22 protein-coding genes are annotated in these 21,903 nt (G+C 31.5%); 21 read left to right on the top strand and 1 reads right to left on the bottom strand.

Going from position 1 to position 21,903, the window contains the following annotated elements; all coding sequences use genetic code 11:
- Position 1 precedes the first annotated feature (1 nt).
- Complete coding sequence (gene holA / locus RYO54_RS06620) at positions 2-1,027, top strand: DNA polymerase III subunit delta (protein ID WP_315116890.1); 1,026 nt, start codon at positions 2-4, stop codon at positions 1,025-1,027.
- Between the two features lie 60 nt (positions 1,028-1,087).
- Here holA and rpsT read toward each other — a convergent pair whose 3' ends face one another.
- Positions 1,088-1,354, bottom strand: coding sequence for a 30S ribosomal protein S20 (rpsT, locus tag RYO54_RS06615; protein WP_216437905.1), 267 nt, complete (start codon positions 1,352-1,354; stop codon positions 1,088-1,090).
- A gap of 205 nt (positions 1,355-1,559) precedes the next feature.
- Here rpsT and gpr point away from each other — a divergent pair, with 205 nt between their 5' ends.
- The 20 genes from gpr (at position 1,560) to RYO54_RS06515 (ending at position 21,865) form a co-directional block, all read left to right on the top strand.
- The gene (gene gpr, locus RYO54_RS06610; RefSeq protein ID WP_315116887.1) at positions 1,560-2,534 is read left to right on the top strand and encodes a GPR endopeptidase; all 975 of its coding nucleotides are present in this window, start codon (positions 1,560-1,562) and stop codon (positions 2,532-2,534) included.
- A gap of 73 nt (positions 2,535-2,607) precedes the next feature.
- On the top strand, positions 2,608-3,717 hold the full coding sequence (locus tag RYO54_RS06605) for a stage II sporulation protein P (RefSeq protein ID WP_315116886.1): 1,110 nt from the start codon (positions 2,608-2,610) through the stop codon (positions 3,715-3,717).
- Between the two features lie 62 nt (positions 3,718-3,779).
- Complete coding sequence (locus RYO54_RS06600) at positions 3,780-4,106, top strand: hypothetical protein (RefSeq protein ID WP_315116884.1); 327 nt, start codon at positions 3,780-3,782, stop codon at positions 4,104-4,106.
- A 62-nt stretch (positions 4,107-4,168) separates the two neighbouring features.
- A complete protein-coding gene (gene lepA, locus RYO54_RS06595) occupies positions 4,169-5,977 on the top strand; it encodes a translation elongation factor 4 (RefSeq protein ID WP_315116880.1) in 1,809 nt (602 codons plus the stop codon).
- Between the two features lie 437 nt (positions 5,978-6,414).
- Complete coding sequence (gene hemW / locus RYO54_RS06590; protein WP_315116879.1) at positions 6,415-7,539, top strand: radical SAM family heme chaperone HemW; 1,125 nt, start codon at positions 6,415-6,417, stop codon at positions 7,537-7,539.
- A gap of 198 nt (positions 7,540-7,737) precedes the next feature.
- Positions 7,738-8,775 carry a heat-inducible transcriptional repressor HrcA gene (gene hrcA, locus RYO54_RS06585; RefSeq protein ID WP_315116876.1) on the top strand — a complete coding sequence of 346 codons (1,038 nt, stop codon included), beginning with the start codon at positions 7,738-7,740 and terminating at the stop codon, positions 8,773-8,775.
- Between the two features lie 37 nt (positions 8,776-8,812).
- Positions 8,813-9,376 carry a nucleotide exchange factor GrpE gene (gene grpE / locus RYO54_RS06580; RefSeq protein WP_315116874.1) on the top strand — a complete coding sequence of 188 codons (564 nt, stop codon included), beginning with the start codon at positions 8,813-8,815 and terminating at the stop codon, positions 9,374-9,376.
- A gap of 81 nt (positions 9,377-9,457) precedes the next feature.
- Positions 9,458-11,311 carry a molecular chaperone DnaK gene (gene dnaK / locus RYO54_RS06575; protein WP_315116873.1) on the top strand — a complete coding sequence of 618 codons (1,854 nt, stop codon included), beginning with the start codon at positions 9,458-9,460 and terminating at the stop codon, positions 11,309-11,311.
- A gap of 135 nt (positions 11,312-11,446) precedes the next feature.
- Positions 11,447-12,574 carry a molecular chaperone DnaJ gene (gene dnaJ / locus RYO54_RS06570; protein WP_315116872.1) on the top strand — a complete coding sequence of 376 codons (1,128 nt, stop codon included), beginning with the start codon at positions 11,447-11,449 and terminating at the stop codon, positions 12,572-12,574.
- Between the two features lie 163 nt (positions 12,575-12,737).
- Positions 12,738-13,682: a 50S ribosomal protein L11 methyltransferase gene (prmA, locus tag RYO54_RS06565; protein ID WP_315116871.1), complete on the top strand. Its 945-nt coding sequence runs from the start codon at positions 12,738-12,740 to the stop codon at positions 13,680-13,682.
- 12 nt (positions 13,683-13,694) lie between these two features.
- Positions 13,695-14,447: a 16S rRNA (uracil(1498)-N(3))-methyltransferase gene (locus RYO54_RS06560; protein WP_315116870.1), complete on the top strand. Its 753-nt coding sequence runs from the start codon at positions 13,695-13,697 to the stop codon at positions 14,445-14,447.
- Entirely contained in the window at positions 14,447-15,748 is a 1,302-nt protein-coding gene (gene mtaB, locus RYO54_RS06555; RefSeq protein WP_315116869.1) for a tRNA (N(6)-L-threonylcarbamoyladenosine(37)-C(2))-methylthiotransferase MtaB, read from the top strand. Before RYO54_RS06560 ends, mtaB begins: the two co-directional genes overlap by 1 nt.
- A gap of 50 nt (positions 15,749-15,798) precedes the next feature.
- A complete protein-coding gene (locus RYO54_RS06550) occupies positions 15,799-16,143 on the top strand; it encodes a histidine triad nucleotide-binding protein (RefSeq protein ID WP_315116867.1) in 345 nt (114 codons plus the stop codon).
- A gap of 137 nt (positions 16,144-16,280) precedes the next feature.
- Positions 16,281-16,457, top strand: a complete 177-nt coding sequence (gene rpsU, locus RYO54_RS06545) for a 30S ribosomal protein S21 (RefSeq protein WP_010292600.1) — start codon at positions 16,281-16,283, stop codon at positions 16,455-16,457.
- Between the two features lie 22 nt (positions 16,458-16,479).
- Positions 16,480-16,929, top strand: coding sequence for a GatB/YqeY domain-containing protein (locus RYO54_RS06540; RefSeq protein ID WP_315116859.1), 450 nt, complete (start codon positions 16,480-16,482; stop codon positions 16,927-16,929).
- A gap of 139 nt (positions 16,930-17,068) precedes the next feature.
- Entirely contained in the window at positions 17,069-17,353 is a 285-nt protein-coding gene (yqfC, locus tag RYO54_RS06535; protein WP_315117022.1) for a sporulation protein YqfC, read from the top strand.
- Position 17,354: 1 nt separating this feature from the next.
- Entirely contained in the window at positions 17,355-18,491 is a 1,137-nt protein-coding gene (gene yqfD / locus RYO54_RS06530; protein ID WP_315117021.1) for a sporulation protein YqfD, read from the top strand.
- Positions 18,492-18,524: 33 nt separating this feature from the next.
- The gene (locus tag RYO54_RS06525; RefSeq protein WP_315116858.1) at positions 18,525-20,597 is read left to right on the top strand and encodes an HD family phosphohydrolase; all 2,073 of its coding nucleotides are present in this window, start codon (positions 18,525-18,527) and stop codon (positions 20,595-20,597) included.
- A 28-nt stretch (positions 20,598-20,625) separates the two neighbouring features.
- Positions 20,626-21,129 carry an rRNA maturation RNase YbeY gene (gene ybeY, locus RYO54_RS06520; RefSeq protein ID WP_315116857.1) on the top strand — a complete coding sequence of 168 codons (504 nt, stop codon included), beginning with the start codon at positions 20,626-20,628 and terminating at the stop codon, positions 21,127-21,129.
- 31 nt (positions 21,130-21,160) lie between these two features.
- Complete coding sequence (locus tag RYO54_RS06515) at positions 21,161-21,865, top strand: diacylglycerol kinase (protein ID WP_315116856.1); 705 nt, start codon at positions 21,161-21,163, stop codon at positions 21,863-21,865.
- Positions 21,866-21,903: the final 38 nt, after the last annotated feature.

Raw genomic sequence — 21,903 nt, 5'->3', positions numbered from 1 at the left:
AATGATTAATTTATCTCAATTTGAAGATAAAATTAAAAAAGGAACTATAGATAATTGTTATGTATTTTGTGGTTTAGATGAGGAAGCCATAAAAGATAAAATAAAATTATTGGAAAAAAAGGTACTAGCTGAAAATTTTGTGGATTTAAATTTTGTTAAGTTTGACGGGGATAATTTAGTAAGTCTCGACCCTGTCATAAACGCTTGTGAAACATTACCTTTTATGAGTGAAAAGAAAATTGTTTTAATATATAGAGCTAATTTCTTAGGAGAAAAAGAAGATGGTAATAAAAAGAGTATGTATAATGAATTTAAGGATTATTTAAAAAACATTCCACCAACTTGCACATTAATAGTTTACTATATTTTTAAAGATAAAAGAGAGAAGCCAAGTCGTAAAATTTTATCCTTAGAAGGAAAAGCTACTGTAGTAAAAAGCGATAAAATATATGGAAGAGAATTAGAAGGCAAGGTAAAAAGTATATTTCAAAGCAAGGGAAAAGACATTGGAAACGTAGAGCTAAAATTATTTTGTTCTCTATTGCCTAGCGATATGGGGGTAGTAGAAAATGAAGCGGAAAAGCTATATTGTTATACTATAGATAGAGACATAACAAAGGAGGATATATATCTTCTTTTAAATAAAAAAGAAGATGATGATATTTTTGATTTAGTGGATTTAATTGGAGATAAGAAAGTAAAAGAAGCTATAAATTCCTTAAATGAGTTGATGCATAAGGGAGATAAGGCTAATGAGATTTTATTTATGATTGAAAGGCAATTTAAATTATTATATAGAATTAAATATTCTCTAGAAAAAAGAATGAGTAGAGAGCAGATATGCTCAGATATAAAACTTCCTTCTTTTGTATGTGAAAAGTTAATAAATCAAAGTAAAAAATTTACCACATCTAAATTGGTAGAAGCCCTAGATATTTGTTTGAAATGGGAAAAAAACATAAAGAGTTCCTCTTTAGACAGGAAAACTCAAATGGAGCTTTTGTTAATTGAGACTATGGGCTCATAAGGATCAAATGTGAATAGTGTGTATAAAAAGCAAAAAACCGGTGGATACACCGGTTATTTTTTATGCGTTTAAACCATTTAATTTTGCTGATAATCTTGATTTAACTCTTGCTGCTTTGTTCTTATGTATAACTCCTTTTGAAGCAGCCATATCTAAAGCTTTTGCTGAAGCCTTGTATTCAGCTTTAGCGTCTTCAAGGTTACCACCAGCAACAGCAGTTAAAAACTTCTTTATAGTTGTCTTTAAAGATGATTTTACCATTCTGTTTCTTAAAGTTTTTGTTTCAATAACTTTTATTCTTTTCTTAGCTGATTTGATATTTGCCATGTCTTTTCACCCCCTTGTAATATTAATAGGGTATCAGCAGTTTTTGGGGAAATCTGCGGATCAGTCCAAATTATTAACAAAGGTTATTATAACATTTATTTTAGTCCACTTCAAGTGGATTTTTATCTATATTTTAATAAGAATATGAATGTGGAATAATGGAAAAACTATATTTAAAATAGGATAAAAGAAAGGAAGAAGGCAAATGATGAGTGTTAGAACAGATTTAGCCGTTGAAGCAAAAGAATTATATGAAGAGAAGAGTAGTGAAAAAATACCTGGTGTAGAAGTAAGTGAACATACGGAGAGCGATATAAGAATAACAAATGTTAGAATAGTAGATGAATCTGGAGAACGAGCAATGAATAAACCCAAAGGAACATATATCACATTAGACATTCCAGAAATCAATGGCTACGATGAAGAAGGCATGCAGGATATAAGCAGAGTGCTAGCTAAAACCTTATCTCCATTAATAAATTTAGAGGAAAATATGACTGCTATGGTAGTAGGGTTAGGAAATTGGAATATAACTCCTGACGCATTGGGCCCTAAGGTAATTGAAAAATTAATGGTTACAAGACATCTAAAAGAGCTTATACCTGATCAAATAGATGAAGGAATAAGACCTGTATGTGCTATGGCCCCAGGAGTTTTAGGACTTACAGGAATAGAAACAGGAGAGATAATAAAATCTGTAACTGAAAAAATAAAACCTAATTTAATAATATGCATTGATGCTCTTGCCTCTAGAAGACTAGAAAGGGTAAATAGAACCATACAAATAGGAAATACAGGAATATCTCCAGGTTCAGGAGTGGGAAATAAAAGAATGGAAATCAGTGAAAGAGCCTTAGGTATACCAGTAATAGCCATAGGAGTTCCTACGGTAGTAGATGCAGTTACAATTGCAAATGATACCATAGATATGGTTTTAGATGCAGTAATGAATCAAGCTACAAAAGGCAGTGGATTTTACGATATGCTAAGGTCATTAGATAGAAATGAAAAACAAAAGATGATACAAGAGGTTTTAAACCCTTATGTAGGAAATCTTATGGTAACTCCTAAGGAAGTTGATAGCGTTATAGATAGTGTATCAAAAATAATTTCTACAGGTATAAATATAGCTCTTCAACCTGCATTGGAATTAAAACAAATTAATAATTATATAATGTAATTATCATATATATATTCACCTCCTCATATAATGATTAACATATAACCTGCTTTTACATATGAGGGGGTGTATTATGGACATTAAAGAACAAGCAGAAAAAACTATTAATTATAAAAGAAATAATAGAGGGATAAATAAAAGTAGTATTTTAGCCTTTATGCTCACATTAGTTTTAGTGTTTTTTATTGTGCTACCTTTTGTAACTAAAGCAAACTCTAGAACTGAGGGAATAAGAGAAAATTTTTTTTACGTGAAAATACTAAACAATACTATGCCTTTAGTTAAAGCTACAGTCTTTAATGAAGAAGATATAGCTGAAAGTAGGTTATCTTTAAAAGGCAGTGTGTTTGAATTTTTTAATATTGATATTAAGAATCCACTAGATCTTGTTAAAAGAGAGATGGCCTATATTGGAGTAGATTCAAATACAAAAGAACATAAGGAGGGTACCATAAATATAGTATTTAATCCTTTTAAATTAAATGACAGTACTGTATCCGTAGAAGAAGAAAATAAACTGGACTTGCCTAACAAAACAGTAACAGTGCAAGATCCAAATTTAAAAAAGACCTTAAATAAATCAAAACCTGAAGTGTTAATATATCATACGCACACAACAGAAAGTTTTAGACCTGTAGGCAAGGATAGTTTAGATTTAACAAAGAGCATTGCAGCGGTAGGAGATGAATTGACGCGTGAGCTTGAAGAAAATTACGGCATATCTGTCATTCATGATAAAACTATCCACGATGCCACAGCATATACTCAAAGCTACCAAAGGTCGGGAGTAACCTTAGACAAATATCTAAAACAATATGGTGGTGATTTTAAGCTTATAATAGATTTACATAGAGATGCTGTAGATAATAAAAACGCTGTCACCACAAAGATGAATGGAGAAGATGTTGCTAAAATTATGTTTGTAATGGCTAGAAAAAGTCCTAACTATAAAAACAATCTATCCTTAGTAAATAATTTAATAAGTACGTCCAATAAGTTGTATCCAGGTTTTTGTAGGGGCATATATTATTATGAATCTGGAACAAGTTATTTCCATCAAAATAAGAACAAAAATGTAGTCTTAATAGAGGTAGGGGCTCACAAGAACACTTTAGATGAAGCAAAAAATTCTGCTAAATATATAGCAAGAATAATAGCAGAGCAGCTTAATGGTAAAAAATGAATAAAAATATATCAAAAGGACACCCTTATAATAGATATTTATTCTATTAAGGGGTGTTTTTGTTGAGAAAAAATAAATATGTAATAGTTATGATACTTTCATTATTCATAGTATTATTTGGATTTTTAAAAGTTAGCAGTGCTTTACCTGAATTTATAAAAAATAAATCTAATTTTAAAGTATATCTTAGTGAGAGACCCTTTGATTTAACCTTAGAAACTAAAAATTATATAGTATATTTTAATAAGAAAGCTGTTAATAATCTTCAAAATGGTGTAAATGAAAGCTTTAATCAAATTGTTCAGTGGAGCAAAGATAAGTTAGAAAGCAGTATGGAAGGCATAGAAGATAAGGGAGGAGAGGTCTTTAAGCTCTTTAAAAGATATTGACACTTCCCTAGGAATTTATGCTATAATTTAGTTTGTACTATTTTACGATGGAGGTAAAGTTAATGCAGAGCAATAGACAAAAAAATATTAGAAACTTTTCAATTATAGCACATATTGATCACGGTAAATCAACGCTTGCAGATAGATTGCTTGAGACCACTGGAACACTTACAAAAAGAGAAATGGAACAACAAATACTAGATTCAATGGATTTAGAAAGAGAAAGAGGCATCACAATAAAGTCCAAGGCAGCTAGATTAATATATAAAAGAAAAGATGGGGAAGAGTATGAATTAAATCTTATCGATACCCCAGGGCACGTAGATTTTAACTACGAAGTATCTAGAAGTCTTGCGGCATGTGAAGGGGCAATACTGGTGGTAGACTCAACCCAAGGAATACAAGCACAAACCCTTGCTAACTGTTACCTTGCATTAGATAATGACTTGGAAATAGTACCTGTAATAAATAAGATAGATCTTCCTAGTGCTAGACCAGATGAAATTAAAAAGGAAATTGAAGATATTATAGGTATTGAAGCAGGAGATGCTCCAATGATTTCAGCTAAAACAGGATTAAACATAGAAGATGTTTTAGAAGCTATTGTAGAGAAAGTTCCAGCACCAGAAGGTGACGAGGAGGGGCCATTGAAAGCCTTAATATTTGACTCCTATTATGATAGCTATAGAGGTGTAGTTTGTCATTTGAGAATTAAGGAAGGTACCGTTAAAGCTGGTACTAAAATTAAATTAATGGCTACAGAAAAGATTTATGAGGTTGTTGAAGTTGGTGTATTCGTACCTCAATATATGAAAGTTGATGAATTAAAAGCAGGAGATGTTGGATATTTAACAGCATCAATAAAGAATGTAAGAGATGCTCGTGTGGGAGACACTATTACCGAAGCTTCTAGACCAGCAGATGAACCACTTGCAGGATATAGACCAGCAGTGCCAATGGTATTCAGTGGTATTTACCCAGTGGATGGAGCAAAATATGAGGAATTAAAGGAAACTTTAGAAAAACTTCAATTAAACGATGCAGCCTTATCCTTTGAACCTGAAACATCCATTGCTTTAGGATTTGGTTTTAGATGTGGTTTCTTAGGTCTTCTTCATATGGATATAATGCAAGAGAGAATAGAAAGAGAATTTAATCTAGAAATTATTACTACAGCACCATCTGTTATATATAGAATAACTAAAACTGATGGAGAGCTTTTAGAGATTACTAACCCTACAAATCTTCCAGAGCCTTCAGAGATAGAAAGTATGGAAGAGCCTATGGTAAAATGCTCTATAATTGCTCCTTCAGATTATGTAGGTCCAATAATGGACTTGGCCCAAAATAGAAGGGGAACATTTAAAGACATGCAGTATCTAGATACTACTAGAGTATCTTTAAATTATGAAATACCCCTTAATGAGATAATCTATGATTTCTTTGATGCATTAAAATCAAGAAGTAGGGGATATGCTTCCCTAGATTATGAATTAATAGGATATAAACAGGCTGAACTAGTTAAGCTAGATATACTTTTAAATGGAGATGTAGTAGATGCTCTTTCAATGATAGTGCCTCAAGAAAGAGCCTATATGAGAGGAAGATTTATAGCTGAAAAGCTTAAAGAAATTATTCCAAGACAGATGTTCGAAATTCCAATACAGGCAGCAGTGGGAGCAAAAGTAATAGCCAGAGAAACAGTTAAAGCATTGAGAAAAGACGTTTTAGCTAAATGCTACGGCGGAGATATATCAAGAAAGAAAAAGCTTTTAGAGAAACAAAAAGAAGGAAAGAAGAGAATGAGACAAATTGGTACTGTTGAAATACCTCAAGAGGCATTTATGGCAGTACTTAAAACAGAAGACTAGGGAAAAATTATAATCTTATGACACATAGCTTTTTAAAATTAGAATATGATAGATTATTTTTACTGTTATAAGTTTTTACAGAGGTAATCTGTTGTACGAAATAGAGAGCTGAGTATGCAGTGAAGCCGCTCCAGAAAAAGTCGCTATTTCACTACATACTCAGCTCTTTTTGTTTTAAAGATATATTTCTGAAATTAAGTTATGACAAATTGTTCTTACAATTGTAAACTCTACAAAAGTAATTGGTTATCTAAAATGGGAACTGAGCTACATAGTGACGTCGCTTCGAGAAAAGATGTTTATTCCACTATATATGCTTGGTTCTTTTTGTGAATACTTAATTTATTGCATAGCATTTTGGATTTGTTGTAACCCTATCAAATCTATGAATTTAAGGAGTCTACGTCACAATTTTTCTACGATGGGAGGTAAACTACATGAGAGAAATTAGTTTATACATACATATACCTTTTTGCAAACAAAAGTGCTTATATTGTGATTTTCCATCCTATGGGGGAAAAGAAGGTATGATGGGAGAGTATACCGAGGCTTTGGTTAAGGAGTTAAAAAGTATTCCTTTGGATAAAAAAATAAAAACTATTTTTATAGGAGGAGGAACCCCTTCATATTTAACGCTAGAAAATTTAAAGTTTCTTAAAGAAGCTATAAAAGGAATAAATAAGGATGAAGATGCTGAATTTACTGTTGAAATAAATCCTGGAACCATAGATGCGGAAAAGTTATCTTTGTTTAAACAAATGGGGGTAAATAGAATAAGCATAGGATTACAAGCATGGCAAGACAATCTTTTAAAAGAATTAGGCAGAATTCACAATTTAGAAGAATTTTTAATAACATATAAAATGTGTAGGGAATTTGATTTTAATAATATTAATATAGATATAATGTTTGGATTGCCAAATCAAACTATGGAAAATTGGGTTGGAACTTTAGGAAATGTAGTGGAGTTAAATCCAGAGAATGTATCTTGTTACAGTTTAATAATTGAAGAGGGTACTCCTTTTTATAATGAGTATGAAAAAGGAAAGTTAATGTTACCTGATGAAGATACGGAAAGAGAGATGTACTCATATTGTGTAAATTATTTAGAAGAAAAGGGATACAAACAATATGAAATCTCAAATTTTTCTAAGGTAGGGAGAGAATGTAGGCATAACTTGGTATATTGGAATTTGTTAGAGTACATTGGAGTTGGAGTTGGAGCCCATTCTTATATAGAAGGATTAAGATATAGACATACAGAAAATATTTCGGAGTATATAGAAAATATAAAAAAAGGAAATGATATCAATCTAGATAAATATAAAAACACTGTAAAAGATGAAATTGAAGAATTTATGTTTATGGGACTTAGAAAAAGGGAAGGAATAAATATAGAAGAATTCAATAGAAGATTTAAAAGGGATATATATGAGGTTTATGGGGAAATATTAAATAAATATTTACAATTAGGTCTACTGATTGTGGAGAATGGATATATTTTCTTGTCAATCAAAGGGATTCAGGTGTCAAATAGTATAATGTGTGAATTCATATTATAATAGAGGATAAAGAAATTAGGAGATAAACGTAGATTTTGTAAGTAAATACGTGAAATTATAGGGCAAAATCTCAAATATGATAAAATATAAGCATATTAAATAATAATGATATTTGACAAATATTAAAGAGAATGATATTTTTTAATCATGGCAATTAGCACTCGCTGATGATGAGTGCTAATAAAGCGAGGTGATTTTATGGAAATGGATGAAAGAAAAATAAAAATACTTCAGGCTATTATTAATGATTACATCAATACAGCTGAGCCTGTTGGGTCCAGGACCATAGCCAAAAAGTATGATTTAGGAATTAGCTCTGCGACCATAAGAAATGAGATGGCAGACTTAGAAGAAATGGGCTACTTAGAACAACTCCATAGTTCCTCGGGAAGAAAACCTTCAGATAAGGGATACAGATTATATGTAGATAAACTTATGAGGGTTCAAAGAGTATCACAAACGGAGTTGGATATTATTAGGGCTCATATGATAAACTCAGCTCTATATGAGATGGATAAAATGATTAAGCAGGCAACAACTATTCTTGCAGAATTGACAGGACTTACTTCTATAGTTAGATCACCATCAGTAAAGAAGAGCACACTTAAATCAATACAATTAATTAATATTGATGGTAATAGCATACTTTCTGTCATTGTTACGGATGCAGGAATTATAAAAAATAATATAATTCGCGTAAAAAAACCTGTGGATACTGAAGTGCTAGTTAAACTAAGTAATGTCTTAAATGTAAGATTGGTTGATTTGAACATAGAAGAGATTGACTTAGAAGTAATAAATAATTTAAAACATGACCTTAAAGGGTATGATGACATTTTTAATGCTATAATACCTGCTCTTTATGAGAGCTTAAATAGTATAGATAAATCTGAAATATACATGGAGGGTAGTACTAATATATTTAACTTTCCAGAGTATAATGACATTCAGAGAGCTAAGAACTTTTTGTCTTTAGTAGATAATAAAGATAAAATAAAATTTCTCATAAATAATAGCGATAGTATATCTGTAAAAATAGGTGAAGAAAATTATTTGGAAGATGCTAGAGAATGCACAGTAATATCTGCAGTATATAGGCTCAAGAATAGACCATTAGGTACTATCGGTGTTATTGGTCCAACGAGAATGCCCTATTCAAAAGTAATATCTATATTAGGTGAAATAGTAACAGAAATAAATAACGTAATAAATGAAGAAAATATAGATAATCCATAGATGGGCTAAAGAATAATTTGATTGGAGGAAAGGGTCAATGGAGAAGGATTTAAATGTAAATGAAGAGGCTAACTTAGAGGAGGAGACTCCAGCCCAGGCGGAAGTAAGTGAAGATAAAGAATTTGAGGACATTGTAAATGAAGAAGATGGAGCAACAGAGCTTCAAGATGAAAATGAAAAACTTAAAAATGAATTAGATACTATAAAAGATAGACTTCTTAGAACTGCATCTGAATACGAAAACTACAGGAAAAGAACAGCTAAGGAAAAAGAAGGAATTTATTCCGATGCTTGTGAAGATGTATTGAAAGAAATGCTTCCTGTTTTAGATAATTTGGAGAGAGCAATGGCCGTTGATGGCAGTTTAGAGGATTTTAAAAAAGGAATTGAGATGACTTTAAAGCAATTTAAAGATTCTATTGATAAATTAGGAATAGAGGAAATATCTACTGAAGATGGATTTGATCCAAATCTTCATGAAGCTGTAATGCATGTGCAAGATGAAAGTTTTGGAGAAAATCAAGTAGTAGAAGTATTTTTAAAAGGTTACAAAAGAGGAGAAAAAGTAATAAGATATACAATGGTTAAAGTTGCTAATTAAATTATTATAGAAAATTTCTATAGATTAAATATTAATTATATGAAAATTAAATGAAGTTAACCATAAGGAGGTAGTTTTATAATGGCAAAAGTAATCGGTATCGATTTAGGTACTACAAATTCATGTGTATCAGTTATGGAAGGTGGAGAACCAGTAGTTATTACAAACGCAGAAGGAGCAAGAACAACACCATCTGTTGTATCCTTCCAGGCAAACGGAGAGAGACTTGTAGGTCAGGTAGCAAAAAGACAGGCAATAACAAATCCAGATAAAACAATAATGTCAATAAAGAGACATATGGGAACAAATCATAAGGAAAATATAGATGGAAAAGAATATTCACCACAAGAAATATCAGCAATGACACTTCAAAAGCTTAAAGCAGATGCTGAAGCTTATCTTGGGGAAACAATTACTCAAGCAGTTATAACAGTTCCTGCATATTTTAATGATAGCCAAAGACAGGCAACTAAAGATGCTGGGAAAATAGCTGGGCTTGAAGTATTAAGAATAATTAACGAGCCAACAGCAGCAGCTCTAGCTTATGGTTTAGATAAAATGGATACAAACCACAAAATATTTGTATATGACCTAGGTGGAGGTACTTTCGACGTATCTATACTTGAATTAGGAGATGGAGTATTTGAAGTTAAATCTACAAATGGTAATACAAAACTAGGTGGAGATGATTTCGACCAGAGAGTAATAGATTATATTGCAGATACTTTTAAAGCTGATTCTGGCATTGATCTAAAAAATGATAAAATGGCATTACAAAGATTAAAAGAAGCAGCTGAAAAAGCTAAAATTGAATTATCATCATCAATGCAAACTAGCATAAATTTACCATTTATTACAGCGGATGCTACAGGTCCAAAACATATAGATATGACTCTAACTAGAGCTAAATTTAATGAGTTAACTCATGATTTAGTTGAAGCTACAATTGAACCAATGAGAAAAGCATTAAAAGATGCTGGACTTTCAATGAATGAAGTAGATAAAGTTGTATTGGTTGGTGGTTCAACAAGAATTCCTGCAGTTCAAGAAGCTGTTAAGAACTTTACTGGAAAAGAACCATCAAAGGGTGTTAACCCAGATGAATGTGTTGCAATGGGTGCGGCAGTTCAAGCAGGTGTATTAACAGGAGATGTTAAGGACGTATTACTTTTAGACGTAACACCATTAACTCTAGGAATTGAAACTTATGGAGAAGTTGCAACTCCATTAATAACAAGAAATACTACAATACCAACAAGAAAGAGTCAAGTTTTCTCAACAGCAGCAGACGGTCAGACTTCCGTTGAAATTCACGTAGTTCAAGGGGAAAGACCAATGGCTGGAGATAATAAGACATTAGGAAGATTTACTCTATCAGGAATAGCACCAGCTCCAAGAGGAATTCCACAGATAGAAGTAACTTTTGATATAGATGCTAATGGTATAGTAAATGTTTCAGCTAAAGATAAGGGAACAGGAAAAGAAGCTAATATTACAATAACAGCATCAACTAATTTAAGTGATGACGAAATAGAAAATGCAGTAAATGATGCTAAAAAATTCGAAGAACAAGATAAGAAGAGAAAAGACGCTATAGAAACTAAGAATAATGCTGATCAGATGGTATATCAAAGTGAAAAAGCTCTTAAAGAGCTAGGAGATAAAGTATCAGCAGAAGACAAAGCTACTATAGAAGATAAAATAAAGGGTGTAAATGAAGTTAAAGATGGAGAAGACTTAGAAGCTATAAAGAAAGCTACTGAAGATTTAACTCAAGCATTCTATGCGATTTCATCTAAGATGTATCAAGATCCTGCAGGTCAACAAGGAGCAGAAGGCTTTGACCCAAGCAACATGGGAGGAGCTAACCCAGGTGGAGCACCAGAAGATGATAATGTAGTAGATGCTGAATACAAAGTTGAAGACGACAAATAATTATCATTAGAAAAAATTAAGGGAGGAGTAAATGCTCATCCCTTAATTTTAATGAGAATAAATAAATTGAGTTAATAAATTATAAACTATTAATTATCCATTAGAAAAGTGGACTTTAATAAAGAGGTGAAAAGGATGGCAAAAAAGGATTACTATGAAATACTTGGACTTGAAAAGGGTGCAAGTGATGATGATATAAAAAAAGCATTTAGAAAACTTGCGATACAATACCATCCAGACAAAAACCAAGGGAACAAAGAAGCAGAAGAAAAATTTAAAGAAATCAATGAAGCTTATCAAGTATTATCAGACCCTCAAAAGAAAGCTCAATATGATCAATTTGGAACTGCAGATTTCCAAGGATTTGAAGGTGGCTTTGGGGGAGGATTCGATTTTTCAGACTTAGGTGGCTTTGGAGATATATTTGAGTCCTTCTTTGGTGGAGGTTTTAGCGGTGGTGGCCGAAGAAAAAACGGTCCACAAAAGGGTGAAGATGTAGAATACACTATCAATTTAACTTTTGAAGAAGCTGTATTTGGAGCGGAAAAAGAAATAAATTTAACTAGAAGTGAAACTTGTCACAAATGTTCTGGCTCAGGAGCTAAGGCAGGTACTCAGCCTAAAACTTGCCAAAAATGTGGAGGTTCAGGTCAGGTTAAAGTTCAAAGAAACACTCCATTAGGAAGCTTTGTAAGTGTAAGTACTTGTGATGCCTGTGGAGGTAAAGGAAATATAGTTTCAGACCCATGTTCAGAATGTAGGGGTAGAGGAACTGTAAGAAAGCAGAAAAAGATAAAGGTTAATGTTCCAGCAGGTGTAGATAATGGAAATGTAATTCCTATTAGAGGACAAGGAGAAGCTGGGTCAAATGGAGGTCCTTCGGGAGATTTATATGTAAATGTAAGAGTAGCTCCCCATTCATCCTTTAAAAGAAAAGGATTTGACATTTATATAGATACACATGTCAGTTTTGCAAAGGCTACCCTAGGAGCAGAATTAACGGTTGGAACTGTAGATGGAGACGTAAAATATACCGTACCACCAGGAACTCAACCAGGAGCTATATTTAGATTAAAAGGAAAAGGTGTTCCTTATGTTAATGGAAGAGGAAGAGGAGACCAATATATAAATATTATAGTTGACATACCAAAGAGTTTAAATCAAAAACAAAAAGAGGCACTATTTGCTTACATGGAAGCTAGTGGTGAATTGGAAGGAACAGAAAAGGAAGGTTTCTTCGGTAAAATTAAAAAGAAATTTTAAGAAAAAATTGTGACGCAATTAAATAAAAATTGCCTCGCAATTTTTTCTTTGTTGATTGCTTTAAAAAAAATAGGGTATAATGTATAATTGAAAAATAGGTATATGTTTTATAAGGAGGTGAACTTTATTGAGGATGTTAGGTTATCCTCAATAAGGATTATATATGAATAATGAAAAAGATTGGTTAGAGGTAACGATAATTACTAGCAGCGAAGCGGTAGAGGCAGTTTCTGCTATACTTTATAATACTGAAGTAAAGGGAGTTTCTATTGAGGATCCAGAAGATATCGAATTTAAAAAGAAAAACCCAGGTGATTGGGACTATTTCGATGAAAGTCTTCTACAAGTTAAAGAAGGGGCAATTATAAAGGGATATTTTAAGGAAGATGAAAAGTTTGAAGAATATTTTAAGTACATAAAGGAAAGTATAGAGAATTTAGATGAATATGGAATAGACAAGGGCAAAGGGGAAGTATTTGTAACTAAGGTTAATGAGGAAGACTGGGAAAATAATTGGAAGAAGTACTATAAACCAACTAAAATAGGGGAAAGAATTATAGTAAGACCAATATGGGAAGACTATCAGAAGGAAGAAGAGGAAATAGTAATAGATTTGGACCCAGGTATGGCTTTCGGAACGGGAACTCATGAAACTACTAGGATGTGTATTAAAGCTTTAGAAAAGTATGTAAATGCTGATTCTACTGTGTTTGATATAGGGACTGGTTCTGGGATACTTGCTATAGGTGCGGCAAAATTAGGAGCAAAAAAAGTTATCGGGGTGGATTTGGACCCTGTAGCGGTTACATCTGCAAAAGAAAATGTAGGTTTTAATAAATTAGATAACATAGAAATACGCTATGGAAATCTTATGGATGTAGTTAAGGGTAAGGCTGATATTGTAGTTGCTAATATAATAGCTGATATAATAATATTACTTACTGATGACGTTAAAACCTTTATGGAAAAGGGAGCATGCTTTATATCTTCTGGTATAATAAAAGAAAGAAAAGATGATGTAGTAAAAAAACTAGAGGAATGCGGATTGGAAATAGTAGAAGTAAACACCGATGGAGAATGGGCTTGTATAGTATCAAGGCTAAATTAAGGAGTGTAAAAAGTGCATAAATTTTTTGTTCCAAAAGATTTTATTAGAGATGATGAAGCTATAATAGAGGGCGAAGATGTAAAACACATATATAAGGTTTTAAGATTAGCTCAAGGAGAAAAGGTTACTATAAATAATTGTAATGGGGAAGAATATTTAGGGATTATAAAGGATGTAAATAAAAAAGAAGTAATAGTGGAATTAAAAGAAAAACTTCTAATAAATAATGAGAGTGAAATACAGATATATTTATTTCAGGGATTACCTAAGTCTTCTAAAATGGACTTGATTGTTCAAAAGAATTGTGAGTTAGGAGTAAGAGAAATTACACCAATAGTTACGGAAAGAGTTGTGGTTAAAAATGAGATTGGTGAATATAAGAAGTTAGATAGATGGGTTAGGATTGCTTTAGAAGCTAGTAAACAATCTAAAAGGACACTAATACCTAAAATTAATCCGCCAATAGAGTTTAAAGAACTTTTTGAAGAGTTAAGTAAAATGGATGCAATAGTAGTACCTTATGAAAATGAAGAAGGATTTGGAGTAAAAAATCTAGCAAATACATTAAGAGATAAATCAATAGAAAAAGTAGGAATTGTAATAGGACCTGAAGGTGGTTTTGAGGAAAAAGAAATATGTGAATTAAAAAACATAGGAGCGCACATAGTAACTTTAGGACCAAGAATATTACGAACAGAAACAGCAGGTTTTGTATGTACATCTCTTATAATGTATGAATTAGGAGATTTAGGAGGAAAATTATAATGAAGGTTTCTTTTTCTACTCTTGGTTGTAGAGTTAATCAATATGAAACAGAGGCTATGATAGAGAAGTTTATAAAGGCAGGATATGAAGTAGTAGATTTTAACGAATATTCCGATGTATATGTTATAAATACATGTACAGTTACAAATATGGGAGATAAAAAATCTAGACAAATGATAGGAAGAGCTAGAAGAAATAATGAAGAAGGGGTAATTGCGGTAGTTGGATGCTACTCACAGATAGCACCGGAGGCGGTATCCAAAATTTCAGGAGTAGACGTGGTAGTAGGAACTAGAAACAAGGGTGATATTGTACATTTGGTGCAAAAGTTTATGAATGAAAAAAAGCAAGTTATTCAAGTTGGAGATGTGCTTAAAAACAACGTTTTTGAAGAATTAAATATTGAACAATATAGGGATAGAACTAGAGCTTTTTTGAAGATACAGGATGGATGTAATAGTTTCTGCTCTTATTGTGCTATTCCTTATGCAAGAGGTGCTGTTTGCTCAAAATCACCTGATAAAATAATTGAAGAAACTCAAAAATTAGCTTCTCATGGGTTTAAAGAAATAATACTTTCAGGTATACAAATTTCCTCCTATGGTGCTGACCTGGATGGAGATTGGGATTTATTAAAAATACTAGAGGAAATAGATAAAATAGATGGAATAGAAAGAGTTAGAATAGGATCAATAAGCCCTAGATTCTTTACAGAAGATAGGATGAGTAGAATATGGAAATTAAAAAAATTATGTCCTCACTTTCATCTATCCCTACAAAGTGGATGCGATATCACTTTAAAGAGAATGAATAGACATTACACAACTGAGGAATATAGATGGGTTGTGGAGGAAATAAGAAAAAATATAAAAGATGTTTCCATTACTACAGATATAATTGTAGGTTTTCCAGGAGAAACAAAAGAAGAATTTGAAACTACTTATAAATTCTTAAAGGATATAAAGCTTTCTAAGATGCATATATTTAAGTATAGCCCAAGGGAAGGGACAAAGGCTTCTTCTATGGAAAATCAAATAGATGGAAACATTAAAGAGGAAAGAAGTAATAGACTTATAGAATTAAATAAAGAAAATGAAAAAGAGTTTATGGAAAAGTTTATCAACAAAAAGTTTGGAGTTTTATATGAGGAAAAGTCTAAAAGAGAGGGCAATTTCTATGAGGGATATACTCCAAATTATATAAAGATAGTTTGTGATGATGATAAAATAAGAGAAGGATATATTTTGGATACTGAAATAATGGAAGTTAAAGAAGAACATTGTATTGGTAAACTAATATAATATATAATAAAGAAGATAATATTATTTAATTGGTCTAGGGAGGTGAAATTATGGATAATTGTATATTTTGCAAAATAATAAAAGGAGAAATACCATCTAAAAAAGTATATGAAGATGAACTTATTTTAGCCTTTGAAGACATAAATGCAGAAGCACCAGTTCATGTGCTTATAATTCCTAAAAAACATATAGATAGCTTAAATAGTTTAAAGGAAGAAGATAAAGATATAATTTCACATATTTTTATTAAAGCAAAGGACTTAGCAAGAGAATTGGGAATAGCAGAAAATGGATATAGAATTGTAAATAATTGTGGTACTGATGGAGGGCAAACAGTTTTACATATGCACTTTCATATGTTAGGCGGGAGAAATCTTCAATGGCCACCAGGTTAAAATATAAAAAGTAAAACAATTAATGAAATTGTTGACAGGTAATACTTTTCTATTATATAATAAGCTATGTGCTATGTCACCCATATTGCCTGTTTAATTTATGAAGTAAATTGAGCTAGCGGAGGGAGGGAGAACAAATGTCAGAAATTAAAGTTGGAGAAAACGAATCACTAGAGAACGCATTAAGAAGATTTAAGAAAAAATGTGCTAGAGCTGGTGTTCTTTCAGAAGTAAGAAAAAGAGAACACTATGAAAAACCAAGTGTTAAGAGAAAGAAAAAATCAGAAGCAGCTAGAAAGAGAAAGTTCAAATAAATTTTGAAAGAAGGTACTGAATATGGCCCTTAAAGAAAGATTGCAAGAAGACTGGAAGCAAGCTTTAAAGGCAAGAGAAAAGTTTAAAGCTAATACTATTAGTACAGCCAAAGCAGCTATATTATTAGTAGAAAAAACTGATGGAAGAAAGCTTGATGATGAAGAAATCATTGAAGTTTTGGCTAAGGAAGTAAAGCAAAGACGTGAAGCTATCCTTGAGTTTAAAAAAGGAAACAGACAAGATTTAGTAGATGAATCAGAAGAAGAAATAAAAATCTTGTTAAGTTACCTTCCTCAGCAATTAACAGAAGATGAAATAGTTGAGATTGTCCGTCAGGCAATAGAGGAATTAGGGGCAAGTAGCATAAAAGATATGGGAAAAATAATGGCTGTAATCGTACCGAAAACAAAAGGTAGAGCAGATGGTAAGCTTGTAAGCGAAATAGTTAAAAAAAGTTTAAATAAACAATAAAAGGACTGTATGGTCCTTTTTTATTTATTTAAACTTTTTTATTTATATAGAAGGCCACTTAGATTTTATATAGGCTTTTGTCATTTTATTAAAAGGAAATTCATAAATTAGTATGAAAGTACTTTTAAAAGGTGGAAAAATGGAAAATAAAATTAATACAGTAAAGAACAATGTGGTTGACAAGTTAGATTTGCCAAGGGATTTAGTATTAGATTTACCGAAGATAGTTGTTACAGGAAATAATGAAATTATAATTGAAAATCACAAAGGCATAATTATTTTTGATGAGAGACAAGTTAAAATAAATACCAGGGTAGGGTTAGTTAATATATATGGAGAAGGGCTAGAAATACTTTTTTTAGGAGGGAGCACCATAACCTTAAGGGGAAAATTTAGGTCTGTGGTGTATGAGGAAATTGAGTAAGGTGAATTTAAATAAGTATGAGGGAAGTATTATTACCCTGGAAATACAGTCTCTCATGCCAGAAAAATTTTTGAATCTTCTTTGGAGTAATACTATAGAAGTTAAAAATATAAGAAAAAAAGATATGAGCACATTTACTCTAGAAATTAGTTTGAAGGATTACAGAAAGATAGAAGGAATAGCTAAAAGAACTGAAAGTAAAGTTAAAATAATTGGAAGAAAAGGAACGGCATTTTTTATATTAAAATTAAGAAAGAGAAAGGCTTTAATTGTAGGAGCATTTATTTTTGCTACCATAATATATACTCTTTCTACATATGTTTGGAGAATCGATATAGAAACAGATAACACTCTATCTCCCTATGAAATAAGACGAGAGCTAATGAGCTATGGTGTAAAGGAAGGAATAAGAAAAAAAGGTTTAAATGTATTGTCGGTAGAAGAAAAACTAATTAAAAATAATGAAAATATCATGTGGGTAAGGGTGAGAATAGAGGGATCTATATTAAAAGTTAAAGCTGCGGAAAGGCAAAGTCCACCTAAATTTGTTTATGATGATGAACCTTGCAATTTAGTAGCCAAGAAAGATGGGGAAGTAGTAAGAGTATTTACAACGGCAGGAACAGCGATTGTTAAAAAGGGTGACATTGTTAAAAAAGGAGAATTGCTTGTTAAAGGAGAGCAGGGAAAAGAAGGCGATATCTATGAAGTTCATGCAAAAGGTGAGGTAGTTGCTAGAACTTTTTATGAAGAAATGAGAAAAGTAAAGAGTAAGGAAATTAGGCAAGAAAGAACAGGAAATAAAAGCGAGAATATATATATTGAAATTGGAAAAAAGAAGCTGTTTTTAAAAAAATCTATGAATAATTTTGTTAAGTATGATAAAATAGAACATAATAAAGGTCCATTGGTAATTCAAAGCTTTTTTGAGGTCAATGAGAAAACACATAACTTGGATAAAAAAACTCTTATTGAAGAAACTGCTGAAAAGTTATTTAATGATATTAAAATTAAATTTGACAAAAGCATTTCTATAGTGGATAAAATAATAGACCATACTGTAGAAGATGACAGTATTGTCGTAAGAGTATTAGTGATTGCTGAGGAAAATATAGCACTTCCAGAAAAAGTTGAGTAAAACACATTATTGTGATAAAAAGGAAGGTTTGTTATGATGAACAATACTTTAGATAAAAAATCTAGCAATGAGGGTGCTAAAAGAATAATTTTATTTCTTTGTGCATTTGTTTTTCTATATTCGGTACTAATAACTTCGTTAGTAACGCAAAAATATAGTTTAAAAGAAGGAGATATTGCTAAGGTTGATATAAAGGCTCCTAGAGAAGTGGTGGATGATGCCGCAACTAAAGCTAGGATACAACAAGCTGTTCAAGCGGTGCCCTTACAATATAATAAGAATCCAGAGGTTAAGATAAATATTATTGAAAATATAAATTATTTATTCTCGAAAATAAAAGAGCTAAAAAGTTCAACTTTAGATGATGCTGAAAGAATTCAACAATTGAAGGTATATCCTAAATTTAATTTAATGGATGAAGATTATTCTTTATTAATGAATTTAAGTGAAGAAGAGGGGAAAGTATTAAATACCACTTTAGTTAATATAATATCTCAGCTATATGATACTATGAATATAGCTGACAGTGGCGAGAGTAAGAACGATGACATTAAAAAAGCGCAAGAGTTTATACTTTCTAAAGTGAATGCTTCAAACCTTCCTAAAAAAGTACTAAAGGATTTAGCAATAAGTATAGGATATTCTCAGATAAAGCCAAATTTTTTCTATGATAAAGAAAAGACTGAGGAGCTACAAAATGAAGCGAAGAAAAAAGCCCCTGTAGTAATAAAAAAGGATCAGACAATAGTAAAAGAAGGGGAACCTGTAACTAAGGTTCAATTGGAGCTATTAGAAAAGTTAGGACTTTTAAATGCAAGAGAACATTTTCAATGGTATATATATTTAGCTTTAGGAGGGCTAATTTTATCTACCCTAGTACTACAGTGGTATTATATAAGCAAGTATGCCAAAGACATATATAAAGATTTAAGTAAAATGATATTAATTAACATATTGACATGTATATCTATATTATTAGCAAGGGTATTGAGTGGAGTGCCATTTTTAATACCATTGGCTTGTGTGCCTATGTTGTTTTCATTGTTAATTGATAGTAAGTTATCTTTAATAATAAATGGACTAAACTGTGTGTTAATTAGTTGTGCTGTACAATTTAATGTGGAGATTACCATTTTAGCATTAATAAATGCTATAGCAGGCTCCATTATTCTAAGAAGAATGCAACAAAGAAATGATATTATATACTCAGCTATTATTTTAGGCGTTATCAATGTAACCTTTGCATTTTCTACAGGGTTTTTATTGAGTAATAACACAGTAGATGTGGTAAAGAAGGCTTCTTTTACCGCTGTAGGAACATTTATATCGGGAGTACTTACAACGGGGTTCTTACCCTTCTTTGAGAGTATTTTTGATATTGTAACTACCATCAAATTATTAGAGCTGTCCAATCCTAATACACCGCTTTTAAAAAGGCTTCTTATGGAAGCCCCAGGAACCTATCACCACAGTGTGCTAGTAGGTAATTTAGCAGAGTTAGCAGCGGAGGAGGTAGGAGGGAATCCGGTTTTAGCAAGGGTAGCTTCCTATTATCATGATGTAGGTAAAATAAAAAGACCTTATTTCTTTAAAGAAAATCAACTGGGTAATGATAATCCTCATGATAAAATAAATCCTAATTTAAGTTCACTTATAATAACTTCTCACATAAAAGATGGTGTGGAGTTAGCAGAAGAATATAAAGTACCTAAAGTAATAAAAGATGTAATTGAACAGCATCATGGTACGACCTTAGTTAAATATTTTTATATAACCATGAAAAATTCTAGCGAAAACCCTGAAGAAATTAAAGAAGATAATTTTAGATATCCAGGGCCAAAGCCAGAGACTAAAGAGGCGGCAATTATAATGCTTGCAGATAGCGTTGAAGCTGCAGTAAGATCCATTAATGACCCTACTAAAGGTAAAATTGAGGAAATGGTTAATAAAATAATAAAAGATAAGCTAAATGAGGGGCAATTAGATAATTGTGAACTAACGCTAAAGGAAATTGATAAAATAAGAGAATCATTCATAAAAGTATTTATGGGGATATATCATCAAAGAATAGAGTATCCTACTGATAAATGGCACGGTAAAGCATAGGGAAAAGATAAGAAAGGGATAAAAAACGATGATTTACATTGATGACAGACAAGATAAAATAAAAGTAAGAGAAGATTTAGAAAGACTAATAGAAAGATTAGTGGATTATTCCTTAAAAGAAGAAGGGGTGTCTATTGATTATGAAGTTAGTATCTTATTTGTAGATAATGAAAATATAAGAGAAATAAATAGAGAAGAAAGAGGAAAGGATAGTGAAACAGATGTGTTATCCTTTCCTATGCTTCACTACCCAGAAAGAAAAGTTTTTAAAGAAGCATATTTAAATTATGAGTTTAAACCTGAAGATTTAGATGAAGATAAGCTAATTTTAGGTGATATAGTTTTATCACTACAAAAGGCCGATGAACAAAGGCTTGAGTTTAATCATTCCTTTGAAAGAGAAGTGTGTTACTTAATAATACACTCAATACTACATTTATTAGGTTATGATCATATGGAAGATGATGAAAAAGCTCTTATGAGAAAAAGAGAGGAAGAAATATTAAATAAATTTAATATAGTTAGAGGGTAAATAAAACTTTAGAGCAGGTGTTATTATGAATATGAAAATGCGAAAAACGTTTGATAGTTTTAATTACGCAATAGAAGGACTGGTGCATGCGGTAAGGACTCAGAGGAATATGAGGATACATTTACTTGTAACCCTTTTAGTACTTACGGCTTGTTTTTTTTATGACGTGAGTAAAGTTGAACTATTGATTCTATGTATAACAATTACAATGGTAATTACTACAGAGCTTATAAATACGGCTATAGAGTTTGCTATTGACACAACTACCAACTATTATCATCCCTTGGCTAAAATAGCGAAAAATGTATCTGCTGGTGCGGTGTTAGTAGCTGCCATAAATGCTGTTGTTGTAGGATACATAATATTTTGGAATAAGCTTGAATATATAAATCACGTAGTAATCAATAAAATAAAAAATTCAAATCCATATATGATATTCATAATACTATTTATTGTCTGTATTATAACTTTAGGTGTTAAGGCTATATATGGAGAAGGTACTCCATTAAGAGGAGGAATGCCCAGCGGTCATAGCACAATATCCTTTGCAATAGCCACCACCATAGCTTTAATTACTGAAGAAACTGTACCTATTATTTTAAGTTATCTTTTAGCAACTATTGTTGCTCAAAGTAGGGTGGATTCTAAAATACACTCCATAATAGAGGTTCTGGCAGGAGCTGTTTTTGGAACTTTACTTACTATATTATTATTTAACATTTTGGGTAAAATATAATATAATGATATTGGGAAGAATAATGCTATAATTTATTT

The sequence above is a fragment of the uncultured Clostridium sp. genome, assembly GCF_963515715.1.
Lineage (GTDB): Bacteria > Bacillota > Clostridia > Clostridiales > Clostridiaceae > Clostridium_AW.
This window is presented reverse-complemented; position numbering and strand designations above follow the sequence as displayed.